This is a genomic window from Pseudomonas sp. TREG-RG-20F-10-E-6-01 (genome assembly GCF_022662455.1).
GTDB lineage: Bacteria > Pseudomonadota > Gammaproteobacteria > Pseudomonadales > Pseudomonadaceae > Aquipseudomonas.
Window position 1 is genome coordinate 70,371 of sequence record NZ_JAKNQP010000018.1, and the last position, 9,902, is coordinate 80,272.

The 9,902-nt window shown below is 60.7% G+C and carries 8 protein-coding genes and 1 pseudogene; 3 read left to right on the top strand and 6 right to left on the bottom strand.

Features of this window, described 5'->3' with window-relative positions; genetic code table 11:
- Position 1 precedes the first annotated feature (1 nt).
- Both L8K08_RS28550 and L8K08_RS28555 read right to left on the bottom strand, forming a co-directional pair.
- Positions 2–580 (bottom strand): GNAT family protein, encoded by a 579-nt coding sequence (locus L8K08_RS28550; protein ID WP_242201665.1) that lies wholly within the window; start codon positions 578–580, stop codon positions 2–4.
- A gap of 73 nt (positions 581–653) precedes the next feature.
- Complete coding sequence (locus L8K08_RS28555; RefSeq protein ID WP_242201667.1) at positions 654–3,011, bottom strand: DNA polymerase II; 2,358 nt, start codon at positions 3,009–3,011, stop codon at positions 654–656.
- Positions 3,012–3,228: 217 nt separating this feature from the next.
- On the opposite strand from L8K08_RS28555, the gene L8K08_RS28560 reads away from it, so the two are divergent.
- On the top strand, positions 3,229–5,466 hold the full coding sequence (locus tag L8K08_RS28560) for a TonB-dependent siderophore receptor (protein WP_242201669.1): 2,238 nt from the start codon (positions 3,229–3,231) through the stop codon (positions 5,464–5,466).
- An 85-nt stretch (positions 5,467–5,551) separates the two neighbouring features.
- The gene (locus L8K08_RS28565; protein ID WP_242201671.1) at positions 5,552–6,139 is read left to right on the top strand and encodes a hypothetical protein; all 588 of its coding nucleotides are present in this window, start codon (positions 5,552–5,554) and stop codon (positions 6,137–6,139) included.
- A gap of 39 nt (positions 6,140–6,178) precedes the next feature.
- Here the strand turns inward: L8K08_RS28565 and L8K08_RS28570 are convergent, their stop codons facing one another.
- Positions 6,179–6,646, bottom strand: a complete 468-nt coding sequence (locus L8K08_RS28570; protein ID WP_242201673.1) for an SRPBCC family protein — start codon at positions 6,644–6,646, stop codon at positions 6,179–6,181.
- A 99-nt stretch (positions 6,647–6,745) separates the two neighbouring features.
- Between L8K08_RS28570 and L8K08_RS28575 the strand changes: the two genes are divergently transcribed.
- Positions 6,746–7,147, top strand: coding sequence for a GFA family protein (locus L8K08_RS28575; RefSeq protein ID WP_242201679.1), 402 nt, complete (start codon positions 6,746–6,748; stop codon positions 7,145–7,147).
- A gap of 1 nt (position 7,148) precedes the next feature.
- Here L8K08_RS28575 and mrdA read toward each other — a convergent pair whose 3' ends face one another.
- From mrdA to L8K08_RS28590, 3 genes and pseudogenes are all read right to left on the bottom strand, one after another.
- Positions 7,149–9,041: a penicillin-binding protein 2 gene (gene mrdA, locus L8K08_RS28580; protein ID WP_106580023.1), complete on the bottom strand. Its 1,893-nt coding sequence runs from the start codon at positions 9,039–9,041 to the stop codon at positions 7,149–7,151.
- A gap of 134 nt (positions 9,042–9,175) precedes the next feature.
- Positions 9,176–9,289 carry an aldehyde dehydrogenase family protein gene (locus L8K08_RS28585; protein WP_242201680.1) on the bottom strand — a complete coding sequence of 38 codons (114 nt, stop codon included), beginning with the start codon at positions 9,287–9,289 and terminating at the stop codon, positions 9,176–9,178.
- Positions 9,271–9,699, bottom strand: a pseudogene (locus L8K08_RS28590) (aldehyde dehydrogenase family protein). The gene L8K08_RS28585 and the pseudogene L8K08_RS28590 overlap by 19 nt, the downstream one beginning before the upstream one ends.
- Between the last annotated feature and the right edge of the window lie 203 nt (positions 9,700–9,902).

The following is a 9,902-nucleotide window of genomic DNA, read 5'->3' on the forward strand; positions in this document are numbered from 1 at the left end:
CTTAGCGCAGTAATTTGGCCTGCAAGTTCGCCTTCACCTGCGGCCATTCCGAATCGATGATGCTAAAGCGCACCGAGTTGCGCTTGCGTCCGTCGGGCATGATGCGTTCGTGGCGCACGATGCCTTCTTGTACGGCGCCGAGGCGCAGGATCGCGGCGCGGGATTTTTCGTTGAGTTCGTCGGTGGTGAATTGCACACGTACGCAGTCGAGCACTTCAAAAGCGTAGGTCAGCAGCAGGAGCTTGGCTTCGGTGTTGACGCCGCTTTTTTGTGTGGATTGCGCCAGGAAGGTGTGGCCGATTTCAAGCTTGCGATTCACCCGGTCGACTTTCCAGAACCGCGTGCTGCCGACTACCTGACCCGTGTCGCGACGCACGATCGCGAACGGGATCATGCTGCCGGCCTCACGCCCGGCGAGGGCGACGTTGATGTACGTGTCGACGGTCTCGGGACCCGGCACGTTGGTGACTTTAAGGTTCCACAATTCACCGTCGGCGGCAGCCTGGACCAGCGCGGCGGCATGTTCACGTTGCAAGGGTTGGAGTTCGACCGAGCTGCCGGTCAGGGTGATCTGAGTCATGAAGAACTGCGCCGTTGGAGGGTGGTCGTCAGAGGCCAAGAGTGCAGGCTCTGATCCCATCCAGGCAAGCGTTTTAGAACAGGCCCATCTGCCCGCCGACCAGGGTGCCAAAATCATCGTTCACGAACGGCAGAATCGCGTCGGCCACCGGCTGCAATTGCCGGGTGACGTAGTGGTCGTAGTCGATCGGCGCCTGCCGCACTTCCAGCGGTTCCGGGCCGTTGACGCTGATCACATAGCTGATCCAACCGCCGCGCTGGTACTGGCGCGGGCGTCCCAGGCGGTCGTTGTATTCATCTGCCAGGCGGGCGGCGCGCACATGCGGCGGGACGTTGCGCTCGTAGTCGTCCAACTGGCGGCGCAGCCGTTTGCGGTAGATCAGCAGGTCGTCGAGTTCGCCGCTCAGGGTGCGGCGCACGTAGTCACGCACGTAGTCCTGATGGGGCTGGCGGTGGAAGATGCGCTGGTAGAGTTCCTGCTGAAATTGCCGGGCCAGCGGTGACCAGTCGCTGCGCACGGTTTCGAGGCCTTTGTAGACCATGTCTTCGCGGCCATCGGCGTGCACGACCAGGCCGGCGTAACGCTTTTTACTGCCCTCTTCTGCGCCGCGGATGGTCGGCATGAGGAAGCGGCTGAAGTGGGTTTCGTATTGCAGTTCCAAGGCGCTTTGCAGGCCGTATTCGCTGTGCAAATGCGCACGCCACCAGTCGTTGACGTGCTGCACCAGTTGCCGGCCGATGCGACTGGCGTCATCCGCCGAATGCGCGCTGCCGAGCCAGACGAAGGTGGAGTCGGTGTCGCCGTAGATCACCTCATAGCCCTTGGCCTCAACCAGTTCGCGGGTCTGGCGCATGATCTGGTGCCCGCGCATCGTGATCGAGGATGCCAGGCGCGTGTCGAAGAAGCGGCAACCGCTGGAGCCGAGCACACCGTAGAAGGCGTTCATGATGATTTTCAGCGCTTGGGACAGCGGCGCGTTGTGCTCGCGTTTGGCCGCTTCACGGCCTTCGGAAACACGCGTGACGATGGAAGGCAGGCAGTGCCGGGTTCGCGAGAACCGCGCGCCGCGAAAGCCTTCCACCGACTCGCTCGCTTCGGGGTGCTTGAGGCCTTCGATCAGGCCCACCGGGTCGATCAGGAAGCTGCGGATAATCGACGGGTAAAGGCTTTTGTAGTCGAGCACCAACACCGATTCATACAGGCCGGGACGCGAGTCCATGACAAAACCGCCAGGGCTGGCCTGGGGCGGCTTGTCGCCCAGGTTTGGCGCGACAAAGCCCTGGCGGTGCAACAACGGCATGTACAGGTGGGTAAACGCGGCGACCGAGCCGCCGTTGCGGTCGGCCGGCAGGCCGGTGACGCTGGCCCGCTCCAGCAGGAACTTGAGCAACTCGGTCTTCTCGAAAATGCGCGTGACCAGCTCGCAGTCCTTGAGGTTGTAGCGCGCAAGCGCAGGCTTGTCCTCGGCGAACATGCGGTTGATTTCGTCCATGCGCTGGTACGGCGTGGAGATGTCCTTGCCCTCGCCGAGCAAGGTTTGCGCGACGTTCTCCAGGCTGAAGGATTCAAAGCTCCAGGTGGCCGAACGCAGGGCTTCAATACCGTCGATAATCAACCGCCCCGCTGCCGCCGCGAAATAGTGATTGCGGCTGCCGTGTTCGCGCCAGGCCATGGCTTCGCCGCCACGGCCAAGCAGCAGCGGCACGTTGAGGCGCTGGGCATGTTCGTGGAGCACGCGCAGGTCGAACTGCACCACGTTCCAGCCGATGATCGCATCGGGGTCGTGCGTGGCGAGCCATTGGTTGAGGCGCTCGAGCAGTTGCGCGCGGGTGTCGCAATAGTCGAGCTTGAAGTCCACCGCGTCGGTTTTATTCGGCGGGCCGAGCATGTACACCTGGCGCTCGCCGCAGCCTTCGAGGGCGATGGAATAAAGATCGCCCTGGGCGGTGGTTTCGATGTCCAGCGACACCAGTTTCAACGGCGGACGGTAGTCGGGTGCGGGTTTCATCTGCGCATCGATCAGCACGTCGTTGGCGTCTGGTGTGCCGCCGAACCACACGGGAGCGGTGATGAAGCGCTCCATCATGTAGCGCTCGGGCGGGCGGACGTCGCCTTCGTAGACATCGACACCGGCGGCGCGCAGGCGTTTTTCCAGGTCCATCAGTTGGCGGTGCTGGCGCGTGTAGAGGCCCAACACCGGACGGTGATGGAAATCACACAGCTGCAGCGGACGCAGTTCGATATCGCGCTCGCCGTTGAGCAACCAGTCGAGCTGTTTGCGATAGGCCTCGGGAATAAACATCACCGAGGTTTGCACGGGTAGGCGCACGCACCGAGGGCCCTGGTCGGTGGCTAGCCAGAAGCTGACCTCCGTACCCGCCGCCGTGTCGCGCCAATGCCGGGTCAGGACAAAACCCTGCTGTAAATCCACCGTGCCGCACCTCAGGAATCGCTTTCAGGGCGTGATTCTACTCGGCATCCGCGTAAACGCGGCACGTTAACGCGCACGCAGACCGCAATCTCACAAATTTGTTGCAGAACATTAATAACAATCACTATCATTCGCGCCGGAGTCGTATCCGCGCAGCGAGGACGCGCAACGTTGTTGCCCTTTTCCTCACATTGACGGTTCGCCGTCAGGATCGACCATGCCCTCCCGTACCCGACTTTGTGTGCCGTTTCGCCCTACCCTGCTCGCCCTTTGCTGCTCCGTGAGCCTTGCTGCCCATGCTGCAACCCCAGTCACCCCGCAGGATGCGAATAACCATCAGGACGGCAACACACTGGAACTGGGTGCCACCAACATCAACGCCGACGCGCCCGCGCCAAACGCGCTACCGCCGGTTTACGCCGGTGGCCAGGTTGCACGCGGCGGGCAACTGGGTGTGCTGGGCAATCAGGACATCATGGACGTGCCATTCAGCATGTCCTCCTACACCGAGAAATTGATTCGCGACCAGCAGGCGCAAACCGTCGGCGATGTGCTGCTCAACGACTCGTCGGTGCGCCAGGCATCGGGCTACGCGAACCAGGCCCAGGCCTTTGTGATTCGCGGCCTGCCGCTCAATGGCGACGACATTTCCTTCAACGGTTTGTACGGCATCCTGCCGCGCCAGATCATGTCCACCGACGCCCTGGAACGGGTTGAAGTGTTCAAGGGGCCCAACGCGTTCATCAACGGTGTAACGCCCGGCGGCTCCGGCATTGGCGGCGGCGTGAACCTGCAGCCCAAGCGCGCCGATGATGTGCCGTTGCGCCGTTTCAGCACCGACATCAGCAGTGATGGCCGAGTGGGTGAACACCTCGACATCGGCCAGCGTTTTGGCGAGGACAACCGCTTTGGTGCGCGGGTCAACCTGTCCCAGCGTGAAGGCGATACGGCCGTTGACGACGAAAACCAGCGCTCGAAGCTGTTCTCGGTCGGCCTCGATTACCGCGGCGATGCGCTGCGTCTGTCGGGTGACTTTGTTTATCAGAAGCAGCAAGTGAACGGCGGGCGCAATACGGTGCTGCTCGGCAGTGGGCTGACCCACATCCCCAACGCCCCGTCTGCCGACACCAACTACGCGCCGAACTGGGGCACCACCAGCCTCGAAGACACGTTCGGCATGTTGCGGGGCGAGTACGACCTTAACGACAACTGGACCGCCTACGTTGCCGGCGGTGCCAAGCACACCAACGAACTGGGGCGCTACTCGTCGGTCACCCTGAACGACGCATTGGGCAATGCCACGGTCAGCGGCTCGAACATCGCGCACCAGGAAGACAACACCAGCCTGATGGCCGGCCTGAACGGCAAGTTCCAGACCGGCGCTGTCAGCCACAAGTTGAACCTGGGCCTGACCGGCATCTGGACCCAGACCCGTAACGCCTTCGACTTTGCCGCCGGCAGCCAGCCAACCAATATCTACAATCCGGCCGACGTATCTGCACCGGCCAAAGGCGGTTTCACCTCCGGCAGCGACCTGAACGACCCAGGCATTACCGCCAAGACCTTCGCCCGCAGCGCTGCGGTATCGGACACCTTCGGCTTTATGGATGACCGCCTGCTGTTCACGGCTGGTCTGCGCCGCCAGGAACTGGTGGTTCAAGGCTATGCCTACGGCACCGGCACGCGCACTGCCAATTACGCCAAGGGCATCACCACGCCGGTGTATGGCTTGGTGTTCAAGCCTTGGGACCATGTTTCGCTGTATGCCAACCACATTGAAGGCCTGGCTTCGGGGCCGACCGCTCCGAGCACGTTTGGCAGCGCTACCAGCGTGACCAACGCCAACCAGACCTTCGCACCGGCCCGCTCGAAACAGACCGAAGCAGGCGTCAAGGTTGATATGGGCACCTACGGAGCGACACTGGGCGTGTACCGCATTGAACAGCCGACTCAAGGTTACTCCCAGCTGAATGCGGACGGCACCGCCACCTATGTCTTCCAGGGCGAGCAAGTCAACAAGGGCGTTGAGCTGAACGTCTTCGGTGAACCGGTCAGCGGCCTGCGTCTGCTGGGCGGCGCGACGATTATTCACACCGAAGTCAACGGCACGGCAAACGGCGCCAATGACGGCAACCGTGCGATTGGCGTGCCGTCGTTCCAGCTCAACGCCGGGGTGGATTGGGATGTGCCGGGCCTGCAAGGCGTAAGCGTCAACGGCCGCATGCTGCGCACCGGCGGCCAGTACGCCGATGCAGCGAACAACCTGAGCCTGCCGGCCTGGAACCGCTTCGACGTGGGTGCGCGCTACAACTTCAAGGTGGCGCAGCGTGATGTGACGTTGGGCGCGACCGTGGAGAACGTGGCCAATACCAAGTATTGGGAATCTGCGCTGGGTGGCTATCTGACCCAGGGTGATCCGCGGGTGGCGAAGTTGTCGGCGACGGTGGATTTCTAAAGTTACAACGTGGAGGGTCAGCGAATTTGCACACCGCTGACTCGCCACTAGACTCAAGGGCTTCTCTCACATGGAAGTCCCTTCAATGAATGTACCCCGCTCCGTGCGCCAGGCCCTTGCTCTGGTCACCCTGGTGTGCGCCGGCAACCTTGCCGCTTATGCCGCCGACATCCCGCTGTCCAAATCCCTTGAAGCCGATGAAGTGACCACCAAGGTGCTGTCGGTCGATGCCGCCACGCACCAGGTGGTGCTGGCAGGTGCCGAAGGTAACCCGGTGCATGTGCAACTCAGTGATGACGCCAAGGACTTGGCCAACCTCAAGGTTGGCGATCAAGTGAAAGTGCTGACCACCCATTCGGTGGCTGCGGTACTCGACACCGACGTGGATAAAAGTGCCCCGGACTCAAGCGAAAGTACCGGCGTGGTGCGTGCCACGGCCGATAACCCGCACCCCGGCGGTGCCGCTTTCCGGCAGATCCAGGTGCAGTTGAAGATTACCCATATCGCCCTGAACCAAAACCAGGTGACCCTGGAAAACCCTACCGGTGCGACGAAAGTGCTGAACGTTGAAAAACCGGAGATCCGTGCCGGCCTCAAAGACCTCAAGGTCGGGCAAAGTGTGCTGGTGACCTTCACCGATACCCTGGAAATCACCACAACTCACGAAGGCTGACAGCGACGAACACGGGCATCATCAAGATGCCCGGTTGGGTCAGGCGCGGCGCGCCTGGGCGAGATAGGTTTCGATGTTGTTCATTTGTTCATCCCAGCCACGGGAATTCATCTTGAAGGCCTTCTGGCGCCGGGCCTCGGGTACCGCATCAAACCCGGATTCAACCACCCTCAGCAAAATGCCTGGCGCCCGATCTTCGATGGTGAACTCCACCAGGGTAGGCGTTTCGCTGTCGTAGTCGACACCCTCCTCGACCGCATAAGGATGCCACCGGAAGGAAAACAGGGTTTGTGGCAGGACCCTTTCGATTTTGGCCTTCCACACCACATGTTCATAGCCTGGGTACGTGATGGGGGCTTCGAGGGTTTCCCCGGCAGCAAAGGTTTTACCCTTCAGGGCGATACCGAACCAACTGCCGAATTGCTCGGCATCCGTGAGGGCTTCCCACACCTGTTTACGTGAAGCATTGAGCAGGACTTTTCGTTCGATGCGATCTAATACGTGCATAAGTCACCTCCTCCATTGACAGTAGGCGACATCGACCAATGCGCAACCTTGGCGTGTGCGCGATGATGATGACCCCATCCTTGATCAGGCAATACGTTTATGACTGACCCGTTGAATGGAAGTTGCTTCTGCAAAGCTGTGTGCTACCAGGTGGACAGCCTCGACATGCCCATCAGCCACTGCCATTGCGACAGCTGCCGCAAAGTGCATGCAGCAGCGTTCGTGGCCACGGCCGGGGTGATGCGCGAACATTTCCGCTGGACACGAGGCGAAGCACTGCTGTCGTCGCTTGAATCTTCACCGGGCAAATTCAGGCATTTCTGCTCGCGATGCGGCTCACATCTGATGGCTGAGCGTAGGCACCAGCCCCATGTGATTGTGCGAGTGGCGACGCTGGATGATGATCCGGGCGTACGGCCCACCTCGCACATCTGGACGTCCCATGATGTGCCCTGGCTCGCTTATCAAGCCGCAGAGCACTGGGACGAGTGGAAGGTCTGAGTCAGACGTGCGGGTCACCCGGGGCTTTGGCCGGCGTCGCGTATTGCGGCTTCAGGTGGCCTTCCTGGTCGAGCAGCCAGGCATCCATGATTTGCCGCACAACAGGGCCCGCCACACGGCCGCCGGCTTCACCGTTTTCGATCATTACCGAGATCACGATTTTCGGATGTTCGGCCGGCGCGAAGCCGACGAACAAAGCGTTATCGCGATGGCGTTCCAGGGTTTTGTTCCGGTTGTAACGCTCACCTTGCTTGATCGCAACCACTTGCGCGGTACCACTCTTGCCGGCAATGCGATACTGGGCGCCGACCGCCGCAGCCCGGGCGATACCGCGCGGGTCGTGCATCACCAGTTGCATGCCATGGTTGACCTGTTCCCAATCACGCGGGTCCTTGAGGACCACGTTGGGCATCGGGTTTTCATCCACCGGCGGCACGCCATTGATGGTCTTGGCCAGGTGCGGCCGGTTCCACACGCCTTTGTTGGCAATCAACGCGGTGGCCTGGGCCAGCTGCAACGGCGTGACTTGCATATAACCCTGGCCGATGCCGAGAATCACCGTTTCACCCGGGAACCAGGGCTGGCGCCGCGTCGCGCGCTTCCACGCCTGGGACGGCATCAGGCCTGCAGACTCCTCGAACATGTCGAGGGAGACTTTCTGACCAAGGCCAAATTCAGCGAGATAATCGTGCAGACGGTCTATGCCCAGCTTGTGGGCAAGGTCGTAAAAGTAAGTGTCGTTGGAGCGCATGATCGCCGCGTCCATGTCCACCCAGCCGTCGCCGCTGTGGTTCCAGTTGCGGTATTTGTGGTCAAAATCGGGCAACTGGTAGTAACCGGGGTCGAACACACGGGTTTGTGCGGTGACCACGCCACTGTCGAGACCGGCGATGGCCACTTCCGGCTTGATGGTCGAACCGGGCGCATAAAGCCCGCGCAGCACACGGTTGAACAGCGGCCGGTCGATGGAGTCGTGCAGCGCCGCGTATTCCTTGAAGCTGATACCGGTCACGAACAGGTTAGGGTCAAAGCTCGGCTTGCTGACCATCGCCAGTACTTCGCCGGTTTGTGGATCGAGGGCGACAACCGAACCACGTCGATCGCCCAAGGCTTCTTCCGCCGCCTCCTGGAGTTTGACGTCGAGGCTCAGAACGATGTTTTTGCCGGGGATCGGGTCGGTGTGCTTGAGCACGCGCAGTACGCGGCCCTGCGCATTGGTCTCGACCTCTTCATAGCCGACATGGCCGTGCAGTTCGGATTCGTAGAAGCGCTCGATACCGGTCTTGCCGATGGACTGCGTACCTCGGTACTCCACCGAATCAAGGGCCTTGGATTCTTTTTCATTGATTCGGCCGACGTACCCGATCGAGTGGGCAAAATGTGCGCCCAGCGGGTAATGACGGACGAATTGCGGTTCGACATCCACGCCAGGCAAACGGAATTCGTTAACGGCCAGTACGGCGATCTGTTCCTCAGTCAATTCGTAAAACAGCGTCACGGGCACAAAAGGATGACGAGCCTGCTTCAGCGCCTTGTCGAACACCGCACGGTCTTCGGCGGGCAGGTGCAGCAGGTTGACGATGGCATCCAGCTCACCCTTGAGGTCGGTTGTGCGTTCGCGGGTAATCGTCAGGTTGTAGCTGGGACGGTTGTCGGCCAAAACCACACCGTTGCGGTCATAGATCAACCCGCGCGTGGGCGTAATCGGCAGTACGTGGACCCGGTTGTTTTCGGAAATCGTGGAATGGTAGTCGTACTGCACCACTTGCAGGAAATACATGCGGCCCACCAGGGCGCAGGTGATGCCGATGACCAACAGCGCGCAGGCAAGCAGGCGCTTGTTGACCAGACGGTTTTCTTTTTCGTGATCCTTGATCGGTATCGGTTCAGGCATTTCTACAGCATCTCGTTGAAGAAGGTCGACGCCGCGTCCTGCGGATGAAAAATCAATCCTTGTGAAAATGTGCTGCACCATACCAAAAATGCAGAAACACTTTGCATCGATTTCCCCAACGGCATGCTGTTTTGTCAGGAGAGCACGGATTTAGGCTCCGGAAAGGCCTCCAATCCGAGTGTGCCGTACTCACGGCCTATACCTGATTGTTTGAAGCCGCCGAAGAGCGCTAGCGGCTCGTGGGCCACGGGTATCGACCAACACGCGAACGGCGTCGATGCGCGAAGCCTCTTTGCAGGGCTGAGGACAGAATGTAAGCCTGGAGACCGTAGGGCGTATCGTTGGCGATGGTTAGCGCTTCATCTTGGTCATCGTAGGGGATGATCGACAGAACAGGCCCGAAGATCTTGGTCAGCGGGTTGGTAACGCAACTAAAGGCGGTGGGCCTGATGGATCAGCCCGCGTCGATTCCGTCAGGCAAGCCGGGGCCACCCACCAATAGGTGAGCGCCCTCCTCGATGCCGATCTGAATGTATCGCTGCACCCGCTGCCACTGCTTGAGGCTGACCACCGGACCGATGCTGGTGGCAGGATCATTAGGGCCGCCCGCCCGGATATCGGCGACTTGCTCGGTTACCAGCGCTTCTATCTCATCCAAGCGTTGGGCGGGATGAGATTGACGGAGTGGAATGCTGCTGCAGACCTGGCTGCGGGGGCGCTAATACGTGTACTTGGAGAGTGGACTCCAACGGTGGCATGTACCGGCTGGGTCGAGGGCGCTGATTGAGATGATCAAGGAGCGAGAGTTCTGATACACAAGTTCTGTATCAGCTAGCACGCGTTATGGTCGACGCCCATCGG

Excerpts from the sequence above, each read along its gene's own strand:
- L8K08_RS28550 (WP_242201665.1), bottom strand. The coding sequence starts at position 580 with ATGACTCAGATCACCCTGACCGGCAGCTCGGTCGAACTCCAACCCTTG.
- mrdA (WP_106580023.1), bottom strand. The coding sequence starts at position 9,041 with ATGCCTGAACCGATACCGATCAAGGATCACGAAAAAGAAAACCGTCTG.
- L8K08_RS28570 (WP_242201673.1), bottom strand. The coding sequence starts at position 6,646 with ATGCACGTATTAGATCGCATCGAACGAAAAGTCCTGCTCAATGCTTCA.
- L8K08_RS28575 (WP_242201679.1), top strand. The coding sequence starts at position 6,746 with ATGACTGACCCGTTGAATGGAAGTTGCTTCTGCAAAGCTGTGTGCTAC.
- L8K08_RS28565 (WP_242201671.1), top strand. The coding sequence starts at position 5,552 with ATGAATGTACCCCGCTCCGTGCGCCAGGCCCTTGCTCTGGTCACCCTG.
- L8K08_RS28560 (WP_242201669.1), top strand. The coding sequence starts at position 3,229 with ATGCCCTCCCGTACCCGACTTTGTGTGCCGTTTCGCCCTACCCTGCTC.